The sequence below is a fragment of the Hyphomicrobium sp. 1Nfss2.1 genome (assembly GCF_965243865.1).
In the GTDB taxonomy this organism is placed as follows: Bacteria; Pseudomonadota; Alphaproteobacteria; order Rhizobiales; family Hyphomicrobiaceae; genus Hyphomicrobium_A.
In genome coordinates this window covers 705031-727929 of the sequence record NZ_OZ251603.1, presented here as the reverse complement: position 1 = coordinate 727929, position 22899 = coordinate 705031, and the positions used below count along the sequence as shown (strand labels likewise).

The 22899-nt window shown below is 64.4% G+C and carries 17 protein-coding genes; 6 read left to right on the top strand and 11 right to left on the bottom strand.

From position 1 onward, the window contains the following. Nucleotides 1-141: 141 nt before the first annotated feature. Entirely contained in the window at nucleotides 142-1392 is a 1251-nt protein-coding gene (locus tag ACP15D_RS03565; RefSeq protein ID WP_424956194.1) for an MFS transporter, read from the top strand. A 171-nt stretch (nucleotides 1393-1563) separates the two neighbouring features. On the opposite strand, the gene dgcA is transcribed toward ACP15D_RS03565, so the two are convergent. Then, a complete protein-coding gene (gene dgcA / locus ACP15D_RS03560) occupies nucleotides 1564-2553 on the bottom strand; it encodes an N-acetyl-D-Glu racemase DgcA (RefSeq protein WP_424956193.1) in 990 nt (329 codons plus the stop codon). Nucleotides 2554-2560: 7 nt separating this feature from the next. Beyond that, nucleotides 2561-5368, bottom strand: coding sequence for a hypothetical protein (locus ACP15D_RS03555; protein WP_424956192.1), 2808 nt, complete (start codon nucleotides 5366-5368; stop codon nucleotides 2561-2563). A gap of 330 nt (nucleotides 5369-5698) precedes the next feature. On the opposite strand from ACP15D_RS03555, the gene ACP15D_RS03550 reads away from it, so the two are divergent. The 3 genes from ACP15D_RS03550 to ACP15D_RS03540 all read left to right on the top strand — a co-directional run bounded on the left by ACP15D_RS03550 (nucleotide 5699) and on the right by ACP15D_RS03540 (nucleotide 7631). After that, entirely contained in the window at nucleotides 5699-6082 is a 384-nt protein-coding gene (locus ACP15D_RS03550) for an Hpt domain-containing protein (protein WP_424956191.1), read from the top strand. 155 nt (nucleotides 6083-6237) lie between these two features. Beyond that, nucleotides 6238-6558, top strand: a complete 321-nt coding sequence (locus ACP15D_RS03545) for a 2Fe-2S iron-sulfur cluster-binding protein (RefSeq protein WP_072373713.1) — start codon at nucleotides 6238-6240, stop codon at nucleotides 6556-6558. A gap of 20 nt (nucleotides 6559-6578) precedes the next feature. Further along, nucleotides 6579-7631 (top strand): NAD(P)/FAD-dependent oxidoreductase, encoded by a 1053-nt coding sequence (locus tag ACP15D_RS03540; RefSeq protein WP_424956190.1) that lies wholly within the window; start codon nucleotides 6579-6581, stop codon nucleotides 7629-7631. On the opposite strand, the gene ACP15D_RS03535 is transcribed toward ACP15D_RS03540, so the two are convergent. From ACP15D_RS03535 to ACP15D_RS03505, 7 genes are all read right to left on the bottom strand, one after another. After that, on the bottom strand, nucleotides 7624-8883 hold the full coding sequence (locus tag ACP15D_RS03535; RefSeq protein WP_424956189.1) for a GNAT family N-acetyltransferase: 1260 nt from the start codon (nucleotides 8881-8883) through the stop codon (nucleotides 7624-7626). The genes ACP15D_RS03540 and ACP15D_RS03535 overlap by 8 nt on opposite strands. 85 nt (nucleotides 8884-8968) lie before the next feature. Continuing rightward, complete coding sequence (locus ACP15D_RS03530; protein WP_424956188.1) at nucleotides 8969-9328, bottom strand: ABC transporter permease; 360 nt, start codon at nucleotides 9326-9328, stop codon at nucleotides 8969-8971. Between the two features lie 18 nt (nucleotides 9329-9346). After that, a complete protein-coding gene (locus tag ACP15D_RS03525; protein ID WP_424956187.1) occupies nucleotides 9347-9883 on the bottom strand; it encodes a hypothetical protein in 537 nt (178 codons plus the stop codon). 100 nt (nucleotides 9884-9983) lie between these two features. Next, nucleotides 9984-11162, bottom strand: coding sequence for a vWA domain-containing protein (locus ACP15D_RS03520; RefSeq protein ID WP_424956186.1), 1179 nt, complete (start codon nucleotides 11160-11162; stop codon nucleotides 9984-9986). Between the two features lie 106 nt (nucleotides 11163-11268). Next, nucleotides 11269-11988: a hypothetical protein gene (locus tag ACP15D_RS03515; protein WP_424956185.1), complete on the bottom strand. Its 720-nt coding sequence runs from the start codon at nucleotides 11986-11988 to the stop codon at nucleotides 11269-11271. Between the two features lie 204 nt (nucleotides 11989-12192). After that, nucleotides 12193-13650, bottom strand: a complete 1458-nt coding sequence (locus tag ACP15D_RS03510) for a porin (RefSeq protein WP_424956184.1) — start codon at nucleotides 13648-13650, stop codon at nucleotides 12193-12195. A gap of 774 nt (nucleotides 13651-14424) precedes the next feature. Then, a complete protein-coding gene (locus tag ACP15D_RS03505) occupies nucleotides 14425-15693 on the bottom strand; it encodes a porin (protein WP_424956183.1) in 1269 nt (422 codons plus the stop codon). 850 nt (nucleotides 15694-16543) lie between these two features. On the opposite strand from ACP15D_RS03505, the gene ACP15D_RS03500 reads away from it, so the two are divergent. Further along, a complete protein-coding gene (locus ACP15D_RS03500; RefSeq protein ID WP_424956182.1) occupies nucleotides 16544-18097 on the top strand; it encodes a glucan biosynthesis protein in 1554 nt (517 codons plus the stop codon). Next, nucleotides 18094-20037 carry a glucans biosynthesis glucosyltransferase MdoH gene (gene mdoH / locus ACP15D_RS03495; protein WP_424956181.1) on the top strand — a complete coding sequence of 648 codons (1944 nt, stop codon included), beginning with the start codon at nucleotides 18094-18096 and terminating at the stop codon, nucleotides 20035-20037. The genes ACP15D_RS03500 and mdoH overlap by 4 nt, the downstream gene beginning before the upstream one ends. A 256-nt stretch (nucleotides 20038-20293) precedes the next feature. Here mdoH and ACP15D_RS03490 read toward each other — a convergent pair whose 3' ends face one another. Next, nucleotides 20294-21340 (bottom strand): YcjF family protein, encoded by a 1047-nt coding sequence (locus ACP15D_RS03490; RefSeq protein ID WP_424956180.1) that lies wholly within the window; start codon nucleotides 21338-21340, stop codon nucleotides 20294-20296. Between the two features lie 16 nt (nucleotides 21341-21356). Continuing rightward, entirely contained in the window at nucleotides 21357-22826 is a 1470-nt protein-coding gene (locus tag ACP15D_RS03485; RefSeq protein ID WP_424956179.1) for a YcjX family protein, read from the bottom strand. Between the last annotated feature and the right edge of the window lie 73 nt (nucleotides 22827-22899).

The following is a 22899-nucleotide window of genomic DNA, read 5'->3' as shown; positions in this document are numbered from 1 at the left end:
GCCTGCCCGACTTGGCTGAAGAACCGGTCCGGACCTTTCCGGACCGGTTTCTTTTTGCGCTGAAGCAAGCGTAGTCGCGCGATTGCTGCTCAACTAGAAGAGTTCCAAGAAGCGTCGATCAACTGGGCGCCCAGGGAACGCATGCGCGCGCTTTACTATCTTCTCGGTGGCGGAGCGACCGCGGGGCCCACGGGGCTCAGGATCGCGTCGTTCTTCGGCGCGCTGTTCCTCACGTACGGTGTCGTGGTCCCCTACTTTCCCGTCTGGCTGCATACGCGCGGTCTCGACCCGCTGGAGATATCGACGGTCACCGCAGCGCCGCTGTTTTTGCGCGTGCTCGTGACGCCGGGCGTGGGCATGCTGGCCGACCGGCTCGGCGACTATCGCCGCGTGGTGGTGGTGCTGGCGTGGATGGCGATGGCCATGGTGCTCGGGCTTTCGATGGCAGCGGGCTACGGGCCGATCCTGGTGCTCGGTGTGGCCTTCCTGATGTGCAACGGGACGATGCTGCCGCTGGTCGAGACCATGGCGGTGCGCGGGGTGCGCCGCGAAGGGCTCGATTATGGGCGGATGCGGCTGTGGGGGTCGGTAACCTTCATCATCGCCAACTTTGCCGGAGGTCTCGCCATCGAGGCGTCGGGGGGCGGGGTCGCGCTGTGGTTGATCGGCTTTGCTGTGCTGCTGACCGTTTCTGCCGCGCATTATCTGCCGCGAGGCGACGAGGGAGCGACGGGTAACGTTCCGGGCCGGTTCGCCTGGCGGTCGTCGTCGGTGGCACGGCTGATCGGCTCGCCGGTGTTTTTGCTGTTTCTGATCGCGATCGGCTGCACGCACGGGGCACACGCTACGTTCTACACCTTCGGGGCTCTCTATTGGCAGTCGCAGGGGCTGCCTGCGGTGTGGGTGGGTACGCTGTGGGCGATCGGCGTGTTCGCCGAGGTGCTGCTTTTCGCGTACTCCGCGCCGATCGTGCGGCGGTTCAGCCCCCTCCAACTCATCGTCGCGGGGGCGGTTGCGTCGGTGGTGCGCTGGGGGGCAATGGCGCTAGATCCGCCACTGGAGCTGCTGGTGCCGCTGCAGGCGCTGCATGCGCTCACCTATGGCGCTGCTCACCTGGGGGCGATTTTGTTCATCAGCCGGGCTGTGCCGCATGCGGGGATGGGCAGCGCGCAGGCGCTTTATTCGACGATTGCGGCGGGGTTGATGGTCGGCGTGGTTGGGCTCATCTCGGGAGCCCTCTATGGCCGTATCGGTGGCTTGGTGTTCCTCGTGCCGACGATCGTGGCGATAGCCGGGTGCGCTGCGGCCGTCTTGGCGGCGCGGCGTTGGGATGGGGAACCTCTATGGGGCGAGGGCGGCGAGGCTGCGGACTCCAGAGCCTTTCAGAGCTAGCCGGAAGCCCCTCACCCGGACGCGATCTGTCGATCGCGTCCGACCTCTCCCTCCAGGGAGAGGTTAAGTCACGCTGGTTTCCAGGCTCTTAGCCTCTCCCCGGCGGGGAGAGGCCGAAGCGAATGCAAATGAGCTTCGGGTGAGGGGGCTTCGACCTCAATCGGAACGTTGCTAGCCCCACAACTCCGGCTCAGGCGGGCTGATCCAGCCGTCCTTGATGGCGAGAGGCGGCGTGCGGTCGCGGGCGAGGAGCAGGGGGCCGTCGAGATCGACCCAGTCTGCGTAGCCGGCCAGCAGCATGGCCGGAGCGGCGGCGAGTGAGGTCGCTACCATCGAGCCGATCATGATGCGGAAGCCCTGCGCCTTGGCGGCCTTGGCCATGATGAGGGCCTCGGTGAGGCCGCCAGTCTTGTCGAGCTTGATGTTGACCGCGTCGTAGCGGGACTTGAGGCCGGGAAGGTCGGCGCTGGTGTGGGCGCTTTCGTCGGCGCATACGGGGACCACGCGGTCGATGTGGGCCAGGGCCTCATCTGCTCCCGCCGGCAGTGGCTGCTCGATCAGTTCGACATCGGCGGCCTTGGCGGCGGCGAGGAACGCTGCGAGCTGGTCGGGATGCCAGGCCTCGTTGGCGTCGGCGACAATGCGCGCGTCGGGGCGCGCTGCGCGCACGGCTGCCATACGGGCGTCATCACCGGCGCCGCCGAGTTTCAGCTTGAGCAATTTGAGGTGGGGGACCGCTCTGGCATCGGCGGCCATCTGGTCCGGGTCGCCAAGGCTCAGCGTGTAACAGGTGATGGCCGGTTGCGGCGCGGGGAGGCCGGCCAGCTGCCAGGCGCGCTTATGGGCGAGCTTGGCTTCGAGATCCCAGAGGGCACAATCCAGCGCGTTGCGGGCGGCCCCCGGCGGTAGGAGCTCCGTCAGTTTCGTGCGGGTCAGTGGGCTGGCTACACGTTTGAGTGCGGCGACAGAGGCGTCTACGGTTTCGCCGTAGCGGGCGTAGGGCACCGCCTCGCCGATGCCCTTGTGGCCAGCCGCGGTGACTTCGGCGACGATCACGTGGGCTTCGGTCTTGGCGCCGCGGGCAATGACGAACGGCTTGGCGAGTGGCCAAGCTTCGGCGCGGGCTTCGATCAGGTGAGCGAGCGTATCAGATCCGGCCATGCCGATTTCAGCCGAGGCGGCCGGCGGCGTGGGCGAGGAACAGGTAGACGCGGCCGGTGTCGGAAACGAGCTGACCCTGGGAGAGGCGGCCGCTCGGATCGCGCTGATCCGACTCGCCGACGATGCGCTCGAAATCGGACAAGTAGCGGTTGACCGCGTTCAGCAGGTCGCCGTCGGTGCGGCAGCGATGGGCGACGTCGTCGAACAGCATACGACCTTCGTTGCCGTAGATGCTGCGCACCATGACGCCGCGCTGGCCGGAGCGGATGCGTGACCAGATGGCGGCGGCGGTTGCCGGGTCGAGCGCGCGGGCGATGGCTTCGAGATCGAGGTTGAATGCGGGCGGCGCATTGTGTGCGGCGGCCTGCGCTTCCTCGTCGCGAGAGGCACGTGCGAGGAGATCTCCAAGCGACCAGCCCTCGCGGACATCGGCGGCCGGAGCGCGCTGGCGCTGACGGTTGCCGAGCTCCTGGGCGATGGTCGAGGAGAGAGAGGTAATCGAGCGGGCCTGCTCATGCGACGAGCGGCGCGGGGCTTGGGGCGCCGGCTGAACCGTCTCGGCGTGGAGCGGCGGCGGGGGCACGACGTCGCGCTGCGTCGCAGTGCGTGCGGCGAGCTGGGACAACTGGTCGAGCGCCTTGATCTGATCCTGCAGGGCGCGGCGCATGCCTTCGGAGCTTTCCTGCGCGGTGACCGGCAGGCGCTCCATATCGCTGCGCAGACGCTGCTGCTCGGCGGTGATCTCAGCGGCGGTGCGCGTCGCCTGCTGGCGCATCTCCTCGGACGTCTCGGTAAAGCGGTTGGTGAGCGTGCCCAGCTCGCTGGTGACGGCCGAGGACACCACGTTGAGGCGGCTGCGCAGATCCTCGAGGGTGCGCTCGCTCTCAGCGGCGGCCGAGGCGCGCATGCGCTCCAGCTCGTTGCGGGCGCGCTGGTCGGCATCGGTGAGCGAACCGACGATCGTGGTGGAGTAATCGCCGACGAAGTTGGAGAACTCGTCGGCCTTGCCGGACAGCCGGTCAAGGGTATCGTTCAGCTCGGCGTGGCGCGTCTGCAGCGTCTTGTCGATCTTGAAGTTGACCGTTTCGAGCGCATTGGCCGCCTTCATGATCTGCTGGCCCTGGTTCTCGAAACGACCAGTGATGCCGCCGATCTGACCGAGCAGGTTCTCCGAGATGCTCTTCAGAAGCTCGGACTGGTTGGCGAGGCCTTCCATGGCTTTGATGGACTGGCGCGAAATGTTCTCGGACGCGCGGCGCACCGAGTTGATGCCGTGCATGAGCGCTTCGTCGAGGTCGGTCGCCTGCTTGCCGATGGTTTCGCGGAAGCTGATGGCATGTGCGTCGAGCGCGCTGGTGAGCGCCTGGGTCTTGTCCACGACAGCGGAATCGATGGCCTGCGTCGAGCGCATGATGGATTCATCGAACATGCGCAGGCGTTCGCCGAAGGCTTCGTCCAGCGAGCGGGTGCGCTCGACGAGCTGATAATCGAGGGCCTGGGCGCGATTGGCGAGCGCGGCATCGAGGGCGCGGGCGTATTCCTCGAAGACGGTTTGCAGGTTCTCGGTGCGGTTGGCGAGCGAGGAGTCGAGCTGCAGGAGCTGGCTGTCGAAGGTCGTCTGCAGCTCTTCGGTGCGGCTGCCGAGTGCATCGGCGAGGGCGGCGGTGTAGTCATGCAGGACGGTCTGCAACTGCTCTGTGCGATTGCCGACCGATGTTTCGAGACTGCCGACGCTGGTGGCGAGCGAAGACTCGAGCATGGTGAGGTTCTCACCGGCGCCTTCGATGACCTGCGCCAGCTTGACCTGCTGTTCGGACAGCTTTTCGATGAGGGTGGGGATCTCGCTGCCGAGGCGCATCAGGCTTTCGGTGACGCGATCGGACGTGTTGACGAGCGCGTGGCGCTCGCCCGACAGCTCGGAGATCAATCCGCGGATCTTGCGCTCGTTCTCCTCGTAGGAGCGCTCGAGCACCGAGACCTCGTTGTGGACCATGGCCTCCAGCTCGCCGGCGCGGCCGAGGGCACGCGAGACGGCGTCGTTCATGAAGCCGACTTGCCGGCGCACGGCCTGACCGAGGGAAGCTGCATTCTGCTCGGCGAGCCGGTCGGGCTCGGCGAGACGGATGGCAACCTCGGTCATGGTGGAGGAGCGCAGACGCAGCTCCTCGGTGCGCCAAGCGAGCAGCGCCATGAGCCAGAGCAGGCCGATGGGTACGATGATCGCAGCAAGCGTGAGGAATGCGGTAGGGCGCGTCAGCAGTTCGAGCGTGCTGACGCCACTGGTGTCGGTGATGATCGAGGCAATCGCGAATGCGGAGCCGAGCACGCCCCAGATGCCGCTGGCGATGGCGGCGAATTTGAACGGCGCGTTGGACGGCTTCTGCTGGAGCGCGAAGATGAGACCGCCGATCGAGGGGCCGTCGTCGTTGGCAGCGATGCGATTGCGCGAAGGACCGGCGGGACGGCGGCGGGCCATGCGGCGACGCGGTGCGCCTGGGCCGGGTTCGGGGCTATCCTCGTCGTCTTCGGAGGAAGCCGGATGCTCCAGCAGCGACTTCTCCTCCGGCGGCAACTGCGGCGGCGCTGCCGGCGGCGCGCTTTGGGGAATGAAATCGGTGCGGGGGGCGGCACTGCCCGGAAGAGGCGGCGGAAGAAGCTGGATCGGGGGCGGGGTCTGACCGAATGAAGGCTCGTACCGGCCGGTGGCCGAAGAGGACGCGGATCCTTCTGCGGGTAGCAACAAAGATGGCTCCGAACGGGCATCTTCCTCATGCTCGTCGAGCGTGTTCTTGTCCTGCGCCATCGCCCCGTCCATGCCTGACGCGTCTCCTCACCCCGGTTCAAAAGAGCACGCGTTCGACGGGAGTCGGCAGGCAGTTTCAGAGCGGCACTCGGCTCCATCCCTCGGGAGCCAACCCCTGCGGCCGCAACAGAAAAGCCATTCCACCCGTCGCTACAACGCTTGGCCGGATTTTGGGGCGAAAGAAAGGTGTGTTCCGCCTGCCGATTCCGGCGCACCCACAGCGTGCGATTCGCTCGAAGGTTAATGATCAAGTTGAAGCGGCGCAATTTACCGGCACTTATAAGCTGTGTGTGACGCTCGGTCGTCGTTTTGCGTGGCAGGGAAGCCGTTTAGGCAATGGCAATGGTCAATTCAGCGACCGCATTCAGCTCCGACTTCGCGCCGAAGCGCGTGGAGGCTCCCGTGGACCTTGCGCACCTGAGGCGCTTCACCATGGGAGATGAGGCGCTAGAGCTGGAAATCCTCGGCCTGTTCTCGGGCCAGCTGCCAATCACCATAACGGCGCTGAAGCAGGCCGATACGGAGAAGGCCTGGGGGATAGCCGCTCATACGCTCAAGGGCTCGGCCCGAGCGGTCGGCGCCTGGTCGCTCGCCACCATCGCCGAGAATGCGGAGCGTCTTCGGCCCATGCCGGACGCTGCCGCGCGCGGGCATGTCATCGAGCGGTTGGAGGCTGCCGCGGATGCTGTGCAGGAATACATAGCCTCTCTCGCGCCCCCGGCCTGATTTCTGACCTTCGTCGGGTGCGGCCGCGACCGTCGCACGCTTGAATTCACCAGCCTTGCCGACTATTGGTGCGGTCAAATTAACCGCCGCCCAGGCGGATTCTTGTCCGGCTCTATCGATGCCGGGGCCGCCATTCGGAGTTCCACGCCACAACAATGGTAAAGATCACTTTCATCCAGCCCGACGGAGCCGAGCAGGTGGTCGAGGCGGAACCGGGCGTTACGCTCATGGAATCGGCAAAATTGAACGACGTGCCCGGCATAGATGCCGAGTGCGGCGGTGCATGCGCCTGCGCGACATGCCACGTCTATGTGGATGATGCATGGCGCGAGAAGACCGGCACTCCTTCGCAGATGGAGGAGGACATGCTGGATTTCGCCTTCGACGTTCGCGAATCCAGCCGACTGAGCTGCCAGATCAAGCTGACGCCAGATCTCGACGGACTTGTCGTGCGCGTGCCGGCGAAGCAGTTCTGAGACCTTAAGAGGGGTCCGCGATGAGCCTGGATGGAAACGTGGTCGAGCCAACGGGGCCGATCGAAACCGATGCCGTCATCATTGGCGCGGGGCCGGTTGGCCTGTTCGCCGTGTTCGAGCTGGGTCTGCTCGATGTGAAGGCGCACGTAATCGACATTCTCGATAAGCCCGGCGGGCAGTGCGCCGAGCTCTATCCGGAAAAACCGATCTACGACATCCCGGCGCTGCCTTCGGTGAGCGGGCAGGAGCTTGTCGACCGGCTGATGCAGCAGATCGAGCCGTTCGGGCCGACATTCCACTTCGGCGAGCGGGTCGATGTCCTGGAGCGGCTTCCCGATGAGCGTTTCCGGCTGAAGACGGACGCGGGCACCGAGTTCATCGCCAAGGTGGTCGTCATTGCGGCCGGTGGCGGGTCGTTCACGCCGAAGCGGCCGCCGCTGGAGGGCATCGAAGCCTTCGAAGGCAGCTCGGTGCTCTACTCCGTGCGGCGCATGGAAACGCTGCGGGACAAGGCGGTGCTGATTGTGGGCGGCGGCGATTCCGCGCTCGACTGGACGCTCAATCTGCAGCCGATCGCCAAGAGCCTGACGCTGCTGCACCGGCGCGATGATTTCCGCGCGGCTCCGCACTCTGTCTCGAAGATGCGCGAATTGGTCGAGACTGGCGACGTGCGGCTGATGATCGGTCAGGTGAGTGCGCTGCAGGGGAGCGGCGACAAGCTCGAAGGCGCAACCATCAAGACGAAGGATGGCGAGGAGCGCATCGACGTCGATGTGATGCTGCCGTTCTTCGGTCTGACGATGAAGCTCGGGCCCGTTGCGAACTGGGGCCTTGCGCTGCACGAGAACCTCATTCCGGTCGACACGGAGAAGTTCGAGACCAGCGAGAAGGGCATCTTCGCGGTCGGTGACATCAACACCTATCCGGGCAAGCTGAAGCTCATTCTTTCCGGCTTCCACGAGGTTGCGCTGATGGCGCAGCAGGCGGCGAGATACGTCTTTCCAGGCAAGAAGGTGATGTTCCAGTACACCACCTCGTCGTCGAGCCTGCAGAAGAAGCTGGGCGTCAGCTAGCGCGCCTGTAGTACCAACGCACAAGCCTATGGCGGAGGCGCTGCGGCAGCGCCTCGATCGCGCGCTTGAGCGTGGGCCGGGCAAATCGCAGATAGACGTGCGTAAAGGCTGCGCCCTTTGCGGATAGCGGCAGCGCCCAGCTGGTTACGGCGTGTGTGCCGTCAGCGCAGCGGAGCTTATATTCATCAGCGGGCGCCAGGAGATCGAACGTCACGCAGCCCGTGGTCACAGCCTGCTTCACCATCTCATGCAGCAGGAGCGTGCCGACGTTTTCCTTGGCAAAGCGCGTGTCGAAAGCGAACACGTGGCCGAGCATGCGATCCTTGCAGGCGACTACGATATTGGCTGCAGCGAGTTCCTCGCCGGCGCGGAGCGTGAACACGCGTGTTGCGGCCGGCCCGTTGCTGGCGCGTGCGACGTCGGCGAAGAAGGAATCCAATTTGTAGTCGGCGAAGGCGGGCGAAGGAAGTGCGCGCTCGATCAGCTGACGCCGCTTCATGTCGATGACTGCGGGTGCGACGACGGCGGCGGCGGGCCCACCATCGAGGGTTTCGTGGACCACGGGGCCAGTGCTACCCAATCGGCGCGTGGCGGCGCGGAATTTCTTGCGCGCGTGAGCCGAGAAGCGCTGCATGAATGCTTCGGGCTCATCGATGGCGCGCAGATCGATGTAGGGAGCTTCGAGCCGCTGCGTTGGGATCGCACCAAGGCCCTTGAGCAACGGCGTGAGCGCCGCGTCCTCGCGCACGCGCGGCATCCAGAGAAGGTCGGGCCGCAAAATTGCGCTGACTGTTCGCCATGCCTGCAGCAGCCAACGCTGCGCATCAGGCGAGGTCTCGATCACAGCGTCGCTGTATTGGCTGACGGGGTCACCGAGGGCCGTCAGTGCGGCGATGCCGGCGGTCAGGCGTTCCACGACGAGCGGCCAGACAAGCACGAGACGGCCATTTGACCGCGCGGTGACGATGGCGAGGCGCTGGGCGGTGCTGCTGCTGTCGAGGTAGTGATCGCACCAGTGCGCGCACCACTCGAAGCTCTGGAATGCGTGCGAACCTTGGGCGGCGCGCTCAAAGAGGGCGTTCCAGTCCGACTCGAGCGCTGCAAAGTCCGTTCGGGTAGAGATGATCGATACTTCGACGTCGTCGTCCGGCGCGCCCACGCCGGTGGTGCAGGCCGCGACCGGCTGCTCGGCCGGGTACGTTTCGAATGACTCGACGCCATTGCTGCGCAATGCAGCGGATCGCGAACTCATGGAAGATCCTGGGGCACGTTGGCGTTGAGAATGCGGATGCACCCGCAAAGGGAGCAAGCACCGTGCCAGCCAATCGTTAATGAGCTCAGAGCACGGCGATCTCTGCGATGCTCAAGGTAACGAGAGCGCAAACGGTGAGCCAAACCGCCACGCGGCCGCGGAAAGAGGCCGGGCCGCGATCGAGGACGAGCAACGTTGCGAGTAGCGCGGTGCCGCAAAGGTTAATGATGACCACGCCGGCGAGGCCCAATCCGTGGCCTGCAGATGTGCCTTCCAGGAACAGCGCGCCGGCGATGCCGACGAGCAGTGCACCACAAACGCGCGGCCAGAATCCGGTGTCGGGCCGGGGAAGGCCGAACAGGCGCAGCGTGGTCAGCGGAAGTATGGCGAGGAGAATGCCGGCCGAGAACTTCAACAGGGTTTCAAGCCACAGGAGCTGTTGCACTCAGGCGCGCTCCGCTGCTCAGTCGGTGCTGTTGTCCATCGGGTTCTTGGACTTGTAGCCGGTGGTCGAACTGGAACTGCCCCAGCCCGAGAACAGGCCATCATCCTGCTGCGGCGGCGGAGCGGATGGGGTGTAGTCGCCTGCGAGATGGCGTCCGAGATCGGCCTTGATGGTGCGCGTCTTGGCGTCCGTGCAGTATTCGCCTTCGGCGGCAACGGCCTTGGCGACGGCGTTGAAGGAGACGTCGTACATGTGCTCGAGCTTGGCGACGTCCTGGGTGACGGGCTGCTGGCGCTCGAAGTTAAGATAGTTGGTCTTCAGTTTGGCGGGATCGAAGTTGAAGCCGCATTTGATGGCGCGAGCGGAGACCGTACCGACCTGGAAGGCGCGGGCGGGGCCGTCGTTTGAGGGGGCGGCGGGCTTGCTTTCGCCCAGAAGCGAGCCGGTGGACAGCAGCTCGCTGCCGCTCGTCCCGCAGCCTGCCAGCGCGAGTGTCGCAAGAGCCAGCAAAACCGATCCTGCGGCCTTCATGACGTGCCCCTCATTTGCGTGCATGCGGCCCATCCATCCGCGCGGACCTTAGCGCCAATTGCCGTGCCGTCAATCGCGCTTCCCCCAATGTTTTCGAGCGGTCTAGGCAACTTTTGGCCGCTTGTTAACGCATCAGCTCCGCGGTCGCCCTGTCGAGGCCCTCGAGGGTGAGCGGGTACATGCGCCCCTCCATTATGTCCCTGATCATGGCAATTGATTGCGTATAGCCCCATTGATGTTCGGGGACGGGATTGAGCCAGACGGCGTGGGGCCAGGTCTCGATGACGCGGCGCAGCCAGAGCGCGCCAGGCTCGGGGTTCATATGCTCGACGGCGCCGCCCGCGTGTGACAGCTCATACGGGCTCATCGAGGCATCGCCGACAAACACCACCTTGTAGTCCGCGGGGTAGGTGTGGAGCACGTCCCAGGTGGGCGTGATGTCAGTGCGGCGGCGGGCATTGCTCTTCCACAGCGCCTCATAGATGCAGTTGTGGAAGTAATAATATTCGAGATGCTTGAACTCGGTGCGTGCGGCGGAGAACAGCTCCTCGACGCCTTTGATGTGCCAGTCCATCGATCCGCCGACGTCGAAGAACATCAGCACCTTCACCGCATTGCGGCGCTCGGGCAGCATGTGGATGTCGAGGTAGCCTTTTTCGGCGGTGCCGCGGATGGTGCCGCTGAGATCCAATTCCTCCGCGGCGCCGGTGCGCGCGAAGGAACGCAGGCGGCGCAGAGCAACTTTGATGTTGCGTGTGCCGATCTCGACCTTGTCGTCGAGATCTTTGAACTCGCGCTTGTCCCACACCTTGATGGCACGGCGGTGCCGGCTCTCCTTCTGGCCGATGCGAATGCCGGCGGGATTGTAGCCGTAGGCGCCGTACGGCGACGTGCCTCCGGTGCCGATCCACTTGTTGCCGCCGGAGTGCCGCTCTTTCTGCTCTTCGAGACGCTTCTTCAGCGTCTCCATGATCTTCTCCCAGCCGCCAAGCTCTTCGATGCGCTTCTTGTCTTCATCGGAGAGGTGGAGCTCGGAGATGAGGCGCAGCCACTCCTCGGGTATCTCCGCCTGCTCCACGCCTTCGGGGAGTGTGACGATACCTTTGAAGACCTCGGAGAACACGCGGTCGAAGCGATCGAGATTGCGCTCGTCCTTCACGAGGCAGGCGCGCGAGAGGAAGTAGAAGTCGTCGATGTTGCGCTGAGCGACGCCGGCCTCGAGCCCTTCGAGCAGCATCAGGTATTCCTTCAGCGACACGGGCAAGCCGGCTTGCTTCAGAGCATGAAAGAACCTGACGAACATTTCTCTGGGGTCCCGCGTGGCTCGTGGTGGCGGGCAGCATAGGAAACGCGCGCCAGTGTGCCAACTGGCGGTCCCTGCCGGGCCCTTGCCGCGTGACGGGTTGCCGCTATCTGCCGGCGTTGCTGGCGACAGGCTTCATGGAGCTGACGCCCCCGCCGCCGCCAAAGAGCAGGTCGTTGTCATCGATATACCAGCGCTCGACCTCGACGATCTCGGGCGGCTTGCCGCTGGCCAGCAGCCAGCCGTCGACGGCGAATTTCTGCTTCGATTTGTTCTCGACAAGAATGCCGGCGTAGTGCGTCCAGCCGCTCCAGCCGCGGCGGATGTCCTCCTTGACGTACATGGAGCCGACCGCGTGATGGCGGAACAATTTGTGGCGCTCCATGATCAGCATGTAGCTGGTGAGGTTGGTGGCGACATCGACACAGTCCATCTGGCCTGGATCGCCGTTGCCCGCCATGTCATCGCCTGGGCGGTCGCCCGCGGTGCCAACCGCGGTGTCGGCGCGGTGACCCATCCAGGCGATTGCTTTCTTGGTCGCTTCGCGCTCGGCGGCTGGCGACGCGCTGCCGGGAGCCATCAACTTGGCGACTTCGGCGATGTCAGTTGGCGTGAACTTGAAAGGTGTTTGCGTGCGACAGCCGTATGCGCTGCAAACGAACACGCGATCGCCCTCGGGCATGCGTGCCTTGTACTTCTGGTAGTGCACTTCGATGGGGCCGGCGCCGCTGTAGGCGCAGCCCGCAATGAGAGTGCAGACGGCAGTGGCGATAATTGCCGCTGCTCGCGTGTACCGCGGCGCGGTGCTGGTTCGGTGCACGATCACGAAGCGCGTCTACCTTCGCCGGTCATTTCATTCGTGGCTAACACGCGGACTGAGTCGCTTCAGCGCTGCGGTGGTGATCCGCGGTAATCCCTGTGCAGAGAGCAAAAGTGATGCAGAGCTGCATTGATGGCGTGCGCCGATAAAAAAAACCGCCCTGGCGAGCCAGGGCGGTTCAAGTAACTGAGAGAGATAGAAGAGAGGCGATCAGAAGTTGATCAAAGCGCCGCCCTTGATGTACTGGAAGTCGTCGACCGAGCAGCCACCGAGGCCGATGTCCTCTGCGTTTCCGTTGTCGCAGCCAACGCCCGAGATGTCAGCGCTGACGTGACGGTAGGAGAGCCACAGAGACATCGCGGCAGCGTCGATTTCCTGGACCACACCGAGACCCCAGAGCTGCGTGCTGGCAGAGATGCCGGCGTCAACGAAGAGATCAGGGTTGGCATTCGAGAACTTCTCGTACTCGCCATAGAGAACCGTGTGACCAAGCGGGGTCCAGCGCTCACGCAGACCGCCCTTGATGTAGTACGTATCGCCAGAAGCGCGGCTGTTTCCACCGAGGAAGCTGTCGACGACAACGCCGGCATCGTCGGTGAAATTAACACCGGCCGTTACACCATTCGGATCGATATGGCCGTAGGCGCCATACAGCCAGAGGCCGGTCGGCACGTGCTCGACGTATGCACCAAGCTGGAAGTAGTCGACCCAGCGGTTGTCATACTGCGAGCTGGTCGGCACGATGGCGGCAATGTTGTCATACACGCCGATGCTCGTACCGGTGTTGGCCAGGCCGGGTTCCGTGAAGAAGTCCTGGCTGAACTGAGTGTAGGCAGCGGCTGCAGCGATCTTGAAGCCGTTGAATTCACCCGAGTAGCGAGCCGCGACGTCCCAGAAGTCGTCTTCGCCCCAAGCAGCCGAGAACGAGAACCCGGCGAAGGTCGGAGAGTCGTAACGGACCGAGTCACGCGGAGCGCCGAAGCAGTCGCCGCCAGCACCACCACCGCCGTAGCAGAAGCCGCCGAACTGCTGCCAGTTGAAGCCGGTCAGAGCGCCAGTCGAGCTATTGCGAAGTGCAAAGCCGTTGTAGTCGAACATCACCCAGTTGGCAGGAACGAGCGAGCCCGAACCGTCAACGAGGATTGCAGCGTTATCCGAAGCCGATGACTGCAGACCGACGCCGATCTTGCCGAGGTGGTCGCTCTTCAAGAACCAGTAGGACTGGAGGAGCTGAACCGAGTAGGCACCCGACGAAAGGTTGTTCGGCTGGAGCGCCGACGGATTGTGCTGCGAGTACTGGTTGATGGTGAGCGAGTCGCTGTCCATCGCTTCGACGTGGATCACGTAGCCAGCCGACCAGCCAGGAGAAATCGTGGCCTGACCGGTGAACTTGAAGTGCGAAGCAAGAGTAGAGCCGAGGCCCGTCACGTAGACGTTCTGCTCACCGCCGTCATCCCACCACATGACCTGCTCGCCGACCCAGCCGGAGATGGTCAGAGAGACCTTCCGGTTGCCCTTGCGGGCGGTCGTTGCTTCGAGCTCGGCAATGCGCTCTTCGAGATCGGCGCAGCAGTTGCCCCCAAGGTCGGCTGCAGACGCGCTGCCGGCGGAGAGACCGCCCGCGAGCAGGCCCGCTGCCACCAGGGCGCTAAGGCTGAATTTATTCATCATTAGTCTCCCGTCTTCATCTCAGCTGATGGCGGACGCTGAACTGGTTCTACGCGAGACAAGAAACCGCCTTAGCAATGCGCAGTGCGATTTCCCTCAGGTATCGCTGCGTGCCAGGGGGGACACTGCTGTGATTCGCCGGAGTGCAACAATTAGGCAGTGGCGAATTGGTGGTGACGAATCCACGAGTGTGGCGAAGGGGCCACGAGAGTCCTTACGGTAACGGGTTCGTAAGGGGCTTCGTGTAGGGGCCGTAGGTTGGGCGCGGTGAGTTGCGAAGGCCATTGAAAGGGTCCTGCAACGCAACGGCTTACCGTTCGGCGGTGAGTGGGCGCCACAACCAAGAATCCCAGCACCGGTTTGCCAGCATCAGGTTTCGCTAGGCGCGAGCAAGTCCGCCCTGCTTCGGGGCGGATTTTCGCTGGGGATGGTGTGGGGATAAGCCAAGCTGGGGGCTAGCCAGGGGCGGGGCGCTCGTTTTCGGAGCGAGGGGTCGCTGGCGTCGGTGAAGGCGGACGCCTAGCCGGGTGGGGGCCGAGGGCTGGCTGGCGCGGCAGTCGCGCTGCTGCGCATAAATGAAGACAGCTTCCAGGCGGGAGGTTTTGAAGACGGCTTCCTGACGGAAGCTTTGGGCTTCGCGCCGCGAGACTGCTGGTTCCAGAGCGGCAGCTTGGCGCGCCTGCCATTTAGCTGAGCGGGTTTGTCGGCGCTCAAAAGCAAGAAGCCGCCCGAGTGGGCGGCTTCCGCTATCTTATGTAGGACGTGCTGCTCAGATCAGAAGTTGATGAGCGCGCCGGCCTTGATGTACTGGAAGTCTTCGTACTGGATGCCCAGGAAGTTGTTGTCGCTGTACTCGAGGTGACGATAGGAAACCCAGAGCGACATAGCAGCGGCATCGATCTCCTGCACTACGCCGACGCCCCAGAGGTTGAAGTCGCTGGATGTCGGCTGGACGACGAAGCCGCCCGGTTCGATCGACTGCACGAAGGCAGCGCCGGTCGACTCGTTCTTCTCGTACTCGCCGTAGAGAACCGTGTGACCCAGCGGGGTCCAACGCTCACGCAGACCAGCCTTCACGTAGTAGGTGTCGGAGTCGCCAGAGGCTTGGTCGTACTGCGCGTTGCCGTAGGCACCGTAGACGAACAGACCGGTCGGGACGTGCTCGAGGTAGGCACCAACCTGGAAGTACTGGAAGGTGTCGCCGTCGATCATGCCAGTGAAGGATTCATCGCTCAGCTCGTTGTAGGCAGCGGCGGCGGCGAACTTGAAGCCGGCGTGCTCACCCGCGTAGCGAGCGGCGACGTCCCACATGTCGTCCTCACCCCAAGAGGCCGAGACCGAGAAACCACCGAAGGTCGGCGAGTCGTAACGGACTACGTTCTGGGTGCCGCCGTTGCAGTCGCCGATGGCGCCGCCACCGACGCAGCCGCCGATGCCGCCCCAATGTGCTTCTGAACCGCTGGTCAGGTTGCCGTTGGTGGTACGGAAGTAGAAGCTGTTGTAGTCGAAGGCCACCCAGTTGGCGGGAACGAGCGAGCCCGAACCGTCGACGAGGATGGCGGTGTTGTCGGAAGCCTGCGACTGCAGACCGACGCTGACCTTGCCGAGGTTGTCGCTCTTAATGAACCAGAACGACTGCAGCAGACCAAGGCTGCCGGAGCCATCCCATGTTTGGTTCAAGCCCAGCGAGTTGGCGTTGCGGGCTTCGACGTGCAGCACGTAGCCAGCGTACCAGCCGGGAGAAATCGTCGCCTGACCGGTGAACTTGAAGTGCGAGGACAGCGTAGCACCGATGTCGCCGACATAGACGTTCGACTCGTAGCCGTCATCCCAACCGACGACCTGCTGGGCGACCCAGCCCGAAATCGTCAGAGAGACCTTGCGGTTGCCCTTGCGAGCGGTGGTGGCCTCAAGCTCTGCAATGCGCTCCTCGAGATCGGCGCAGCAGTTGCCCCCCAGATCCGCGGCGGAGGCGCTACCAGCGGAAAGACCGCCAGCCAGCAGGCCTGCTGCCACGAGGGCACCCAAACTATACTTTTTCATTGACCTACTCCCGTCTGCTTACTTTATCCGGCGACGCCACGCACAAGTGCCGCCTACTCCCTACGAAACTCGACGCAACCTGTTCTTCATTCTCACCGCGGCGGTCGCGAGACCGAATCACCGCTCGGGGAGAAAGATTAAGCAGAGATTGATTGCCCAGGAAACAGGCGGGGTGCCCAATCCCGCGGAATCCAGAGGGCTTGTGTCTCGATGGCCACGTTGCGCATTTTGGCCACAAACGTCTGTGTCCCCACACAATTTCCCTGTTTCCGTCACGCGATAGGGTGTCGCTTATCCCCAAAGTGGACAGCGCGAGCGCGGCTCGACTTTGGTTCGACCGCTGGTCGCTGGAGCCGAAATCGCCATTCGGGCACCGGCGGCAACTTTGCCTCCTGGGGGCTTCGGGAGCGCCGCGGTACTCTAGAGCTTTGTATAGTAGGAGTGTGTCGCGGTGTTGGCCCCTCGATTGTGGAGGCGGATGGCGGCTCCATGCGACAGCGGCGGGCGGCTGCGGCAATGCAGCTAGGCCTCAATCTTATATTCTTCCTTTAACTGTCATTCGCTTGCCCAAATCACGCGGCTACATTACTCTGTTGCAGCGCAATACGCGGCGCCAATCGATCGAGACGCTCGCCTCCGGGGGGACAAGCATGATTGTCATGCGGGGCGGCGCGCCGGTCGAAAGACTGTCGGAAGGAAACCTCGTACAGGGCTGTTAATCCGCTGCAAAGAAGGCTCGCGCCAAGGAGTGATGTTCCTGGGGCGAGGTTTCGGCAGAGGAGCATGTCAAGTGCGCGTATCCAACGCCGACGAGGGGCGCCCAAACGGCACGGAAAGCAGAAGAAGATAAATGGATGCGACGCGGTTGGACCGGCGATCGGTCCTGATGACGGCGGGTGCCTTCGCGATGCTGGGTTTAGGCACGCGAACGGACATGGTCGCCCGTGCGCTTGCCGAACCGGTGACGGATTCGGCAACGGCTTTCAATCCGATGCTGGTGCAAAATCTTGCGCAGCAGCTTTCGGAGAGTGACTTTGTCCCTCCCGAGCTGACGCTGCCCGACTCGTTCAAGCAGCTGTCCTACGATCAGTTCCGCGATGTGCGCTTCCGCACGGATCAGGCAATCTGGCGCGGCGACAAGATCGATTTCGAGCTGCAGCTGCTGCCGGTTGGCTGGCTCTATAGTACGCCGGTGGAGATCTGGCTGGTCGACGGCGCTTCGGCGAAGCGTCTCAAGGCGGACGGAAACCTGTTTTCGATCGGACCGCTGATCAAGGATGCAGGGCCCGGCGCGCCGTATGGCTTTTCCGGCTTCCGCGTGCACGGTCCGATCAATCGTCCGGATTATTACGACGAGTACATCGTCTTCCAGGGTGCCAGCTACTTTCGCGCGGTGGGCCGCGGGCAGCTCTACGGGCTGTCTGCGCGCGGACTCGCGATCAACACGGCGCGGGCCGGTGGCGAGGAATTTCCGCTTTTTCGAGCTTTCTGGGTCGAGAAGCCTGCGCAGGGTTCCCGTTCAATCGTTATTCACGCACTTCTCGATAGCGTGTCGACAACGGGTGCGTACCGCTTTGTTGTCGAGCCCGGCGAAGCCACCACCGTGGAAGTGGAGGCGACACTTTATCCCCGTCGCGCGCTCACTCATGTCGGCTTAGGGCCGCTTACCAGCATGTACCTGCACGGACCCGGTCATCATCGCATCGACGACGATTTCCGCCCGGCTGTCCACGACAGCGACGGACTTGCCATCTTCAATGGCAACAGCGAGTGCATCTGGCGCCCGCTCACCAATCCGCGCACGCTGCAGATCAGCGCGTTCCTCGACACGAACGTCAAAGGCTTCGGACTGTGCCAGCGGGCGCGCTCGTTCCACTCATATGAAGACCTGGAAGCGCGTTACGAAAAGCGGCCGAGCCTGTGGATCGAGCCGAAGGGCACGTGGGGCTCGGGCTACGTCGAGCTGATCGAGATTCCGACGAGCGTCGAGATTCACGACAACATCGCCGCGTACTGGAAGCCGGCGACCGGCCCGGCAGCGGGTGCGCCGTATTCGTTCGCCTATCGCATGTACTGGACGGAGACGCTGCCGATCGGGTGGGCGGGTGCTTCGACGGCGGCGACGCGTGTCGGGCGTGGCAAGCGCGACGGCACGTCGAAGTTCGTCGTCGATTTCACCGGGCCGGCGGTGACGCCGGTGCGTCAGTTGCCGGTTGCCGTGGTGACATCCAACCCGGGAACGGTGTCTGACATCGCGGTGCACGAGAATCCGGAATCCAATGGCGTACGCGTGAGCTTCGAACTCGATCCGGGCGGAACCGATCTTTGCGAACTTCGTTTGGCTTTGAAGCTCGGTGATCAGCAGATCTCCGAGACCTGGCTCTATCGATGGACAAGGTCATGAGCGACATCACTGTGGCCGGCCAGAAGATCGGTCGCATTCCCGACGCGAGCAGCCCCGAGCTGCTGCCAGCGGAGTTGCCGCTCGACATGCCCGATCAGGACTTCAAGGCGCGGGGTGCGAAGCCACGCCGCCGCCCGGGCTATTGGATACCACGTGCGGCGGTCTTTACCGGTGCCGGGTTGCTGACTGCGGCATTCGCCATCGAGCTTTATGGTGTGCTGGCAGTGGAGCAGGCGACGCCGCTGCAGTTCCTGTTCCTCATTCTGTCGACCATTGCTTTCGGGTGGATCGCGCTTGGCTCGCTGAACGCGGCGCTGGGCTTCATTCCGCTGTTCGGTGGCGAGAAGGCCGACACGATCGATCTGCCGCAGCCCGGTGGTCCGCTTACAACGCGGACCGCGCTGCTATTTCCGGTTTACCACGAGGATCCGGCGCGCATTGCCGGCACGGTGCAGGCGATTGCGCTCGAGCTGCAGTCGATGGACAGCGCCGCAGCGTTCGATGTCTTTATATTGTCGGATACGCGCGATGAGCGCGACGGGGCGGCGGAAGAGAGCGCTTACCGCGCCCTGCGCCACCGGCTGAAGGATATCATTCCCGTGCATTATCGTCGCCGGCGTGAGAACCATGCGCGCAAGGCTGGCAACATCAAGGATTGGGTACGGCGCTTCGGCGGGGCTTATGAGCACTTTGTCATTCTGGATGGCGACAGCGTCATGTCGGGAACGACTCTGGTGCGGCTTACGCTGGCGATGCAACGCGATCAGACGGCCGGCCTCATCCAGACGGTGCCTCGGCTTACCGGTGCCACGACGTTGCTGCAGTACCTGACGCAGTTCGCGTCGAACGTTTATGGGCCGCTCGTTGCCGCGGGTCTTGCCTTCTGGCATCGCGACCAGGGTAACTATTGGGGCCACAACGCCATCATCCGCACGGTTGCCTTCGCTTCGGCTGCGGGCTTGCCGTCGCTGCCGGGCCGGGCGCCATTTGGCGGCGATATTCAGAGCCACGACTTCGTCGAGGCTGTGCTGCTGGCGCGTGCCGACTGGGGCGTTCACATCGTGCCGACGGTCGAAGGATCCTATGAAGGGCAGCCGCCGACGCTTCCCGATGTGGTGGCGCGCGACCGGCGCTGGGCGCAGGGCAACTTGCAGCACCTCGGCATCGTGTTCACTTCGAACATTACGACGATGGGCCGTCTGCACCTGTTGATGGGCGCTACATCCTATCTAATGTCGCTGGTGTGGGCGTCATCGCTGGTGGTCGGCATCGTGCTGGCACTGCAAGGCCAGCAGATGATCCCGAGCTACTTCATCGATGAGAAGACGCTATTCCCCGTGTGGCCGGTGACGGACCCGGGCGCGGCGCTGCGGTTGTTCTTCGCCACGATGCTGATCGTGCTGATGCCGAAGTTCCTGGGCCTCGCGCTCGAGCTGAAGCGCGTGCACCAGGCGCGGGAAGCTTTCGGCTCAGCGCGGGCGGTTTTGGGTGTCCTCACCGAGACGCTGTTCTCCATCCTGCTGTCGCCGATCCTGATGGTGACGCAGACGGCGGCGGTGTTCCAGGTGCTGTTCGGTATCGATTCGGGATGGCGTGCGCAGAGCCGCGATGGTGCGGGCATCACCTTCTCGGATGCGGTGCGCTATCATCGCTGGCACATGCTGACCGGCGTCGCGATGGGCTTTGCCTGCTATGAGGCGTCGGCCTTGGTCCTTGCCTGGATGTCGCCGGTGATCGTCGGTCTCGTGCTGGCTGCACCGCTGAGCTGGCTGACGTCGCGTCCGGCAGCCCGGCCGCTGCGTTCTCTGCTGTCGACCCGTGATGGCCGCACACCGCCGGCGATCGTTGAGAGCGCGCGCAAGGCCTCTGGCGAGTGGGCCGATCACATCGCAATGCGCTCCCTCGAGGCGAGCAACGTGGTGGAAATTAAGGCCGCTTGATTTTCTTTGTAGCTGACACGAGCGTCGGGAAGCTTGCCCGACGTTGACCGCTCATGAGCCGACGGCCGTGCATTTTTTTGCGCCGCCGATTCACGTCCTCGCTGGTAGACGCTCGGACGATCGGGGCGCCTTGCGCCCTGGCCCGCTACGCGGGCGAAGCGGGCAGAGCCAGCACGCGCAAGCTGGAGCCAAGAGGCCCTGCGCCGTAGGCGCGGCTATCCGCTTGCGCAAACAGTCGACGCTAAACAAGCTCCTGTCAGCTTGCGTCAGGCGTAGAGGTCGCGTTGCGGCGGAACGCTTCGGCGAGCATGTCGCGCGCGCGCACGGGTGGGGCGCTGATGAATGGCAGCGGGCGGCACACTTCTACGGCGGCGGCGCCGACGCGGGCGGTCAGCGCACCGTTGAAAGCACCTTCGCCGAGACGTCGCGATAGCCGGCGCAGCAAGTCCTGCCCGAGGAACTGACCGAGCAAATCGTCGGTCAGAGCAACGCCGCCGGTCGCCAGGATGTGTCCGACGACGAGGCGGCCCAGGCGCAAAGCGCCGAGCGGTCCCGGGCGTCCGCCGTACAACCCGGCGATGGTGCGCAGCATGCGCAGGTTTTCGATCAGCACGTAGAGCATGGCGATCCACGGCATCGGGCTGATGGCCGTTACCATGCCGATGCGCTTGGCCGCCGCGAGCACCGATCGGCGGGCTTCCTGGTCGAGCGGCATGATCAACTCGCGGTCGGCGAGGGACAGAAGCTCGCCCGGGTCGAGCACGGCGCGCTCGTGCTCGGAGAAGCGCGCGAGCTGCCACTGCAAGTCGGGCCGGCCGGCGAGAATTCTCTTGAGATCGCGCAGCGCGCGGCGCTCGCTCTGCATGTCGCCGGTGTCGATGGCGTGTGCCACCTCCTGGCGTAACGCGCCGAGACGGGCGAGGCGGAAGAGGCCGTAGATCTCCCGCAGGATCAGGACGACGGCCGACAGGCCGACAAGGCAGAGCAGCGCGAAGGCGAGCCAGCCGACCCAATCCTGGCGGTCGAGGGCCACCTCGACGTAGCTGACGAACCAGGTGACGGTGGCCAGCGCGAGAAGCCCGGCTAGGCCGGACAGAAGCATGGCACCCCAGCGGATGCCGCGGGATAGATCGCCGGCGGTTGGACGCACCGTGGTGCGCTTTGCCTGCCGTCGGCGGCGGCCTGCGAGGGGACCGGTCTCGGTTACCGGGGGTTCGCGTGGCGGCTCGGCGGCGGCGGCGCGCAAGGCCGGGTCGTCGGGCGAGAATGCGCGCGGGCGGCGGATGTCGTTGTCGGACGTCATGCGAATTTCCCGATCATCACGCGAGCCAATCCGAGAGCAGGAAATCGAGGGCGCGGTCGAGCCGGATGTGCGGCAAGGGTGGAGACTCTCCGTCGATGCCCGGAGGCATGAGCCGTGGCGGACGGAAGCGGACGAAATGCAACCCGGCAGGCGCGGCCCCGGGCTTCAGAGCGTTGCGCGGATTGGCTGGCAGGTCACCGGGAAACACGGCGGCTTCGGTCTTACCGTCGAACACCCTATCGCCGATGCGCTCGCCCGGCATTGGTACGCCGACGATGCAGGGGAGCCACTCATTGCCGACCTTGGCGTCGGTTTCCCTGGTGGCGCGCAGGGCGGCGAGGGCCTGTACGCCGACATCGGCGCCGGTGTCCTCGGCGCGGCCCATGGCGCGATCAATGATGACGCGCAGGATCGCTTCCAGCCGATCGTGGCTCGATGAATTTATGTGGTCGGCCTTGGTGGCGGCGAACAGCAGTTTGTCGATGCGGCGGGTGAAGAGGGCTGTCAGCCAGTTGCCGGACCCGATGCGGAAAACCCGCAGGATCGCATTGAGGGCGCGCTGGAGATCAACGACGGCGTCGCCGCCTTCGTTCAGCGGACCGAGAACGTCGACGAGCACGATCTGGCGATCCAGCCGGCTGAAGTGATCGCGGAAGAAGGGCTTTACAACGTGGGTCTTATAGCTCTCGAAGCGGCGCGCCATCATCGCGGCGAGCGAGTTGCGGCCGTAACTCGGTTTATCGCCGAGGACCAGCGGGCAGAAGGTGAGCAGCGGCGAGCCTTCGAGATCGCCGGGCAGGAGGAAGCGGCCGGGGCCGGTGGTGTGCAGCACGTGGTCGTCGGCGCGGGCGGCCTTCAGATATTCCGCAAAGAGCTGGGCGCCGCGTTGGGCGATCTTCTCGTCCTTCGGGGCGCTGGGATCGACGCTGGCGAGGAACTCGCGCCAGGCTTTGGAGTGCGCTTGGCGGCGCGGGGCGCGGGCCTGCTCGACTGCCTCCGCGCACCACTGATCGTAGGTCATCTCCAACAGCGGCAGGTCGACCAGCCATTCGCCTGGGTAATCGACCACATCAAGATTGAGCCGGGAGATGCCGAGGGCGCGGCGCAGCGCACTTGCCGAGCGATATTCGATGGTGATGCGGACCTGGCTGAGCCGGCGGGTGCTTTCGGGCCAGTCGGGAGGGTCGCGGGCCAGGTCTTCCAGGTGCCCCTCGTAGTCGAAGCGCGGGACCTGATCATCCGGTTGCGGCTCGAGGTAAGCGCGCTCGATGCGGCCCTCGGCCTCGGGAAGAAAGAAGGGGAGGCGGCCGCCGGAGACCAGATTGCGGATCAGCGCGGTGATGAAGATGGTCTTGCCGGCGCGGGACAACCCGGTGACGCCGAGCCGCAGCGTCGGGGTCATCATGTCGGTCAACAGGGCGCCGGCGCGGTGCCAGGGCTGGCGCGTCGGATCGTCCAGGGCGGATGGTGGCGGGGGTGTGGACAAAAGGGGACCTCTCGCAGGTCCCCTTAGCTAGTGCGAAGCAGCGGTGGCGGCAAGCCAGACGCGTGTTGGCGTC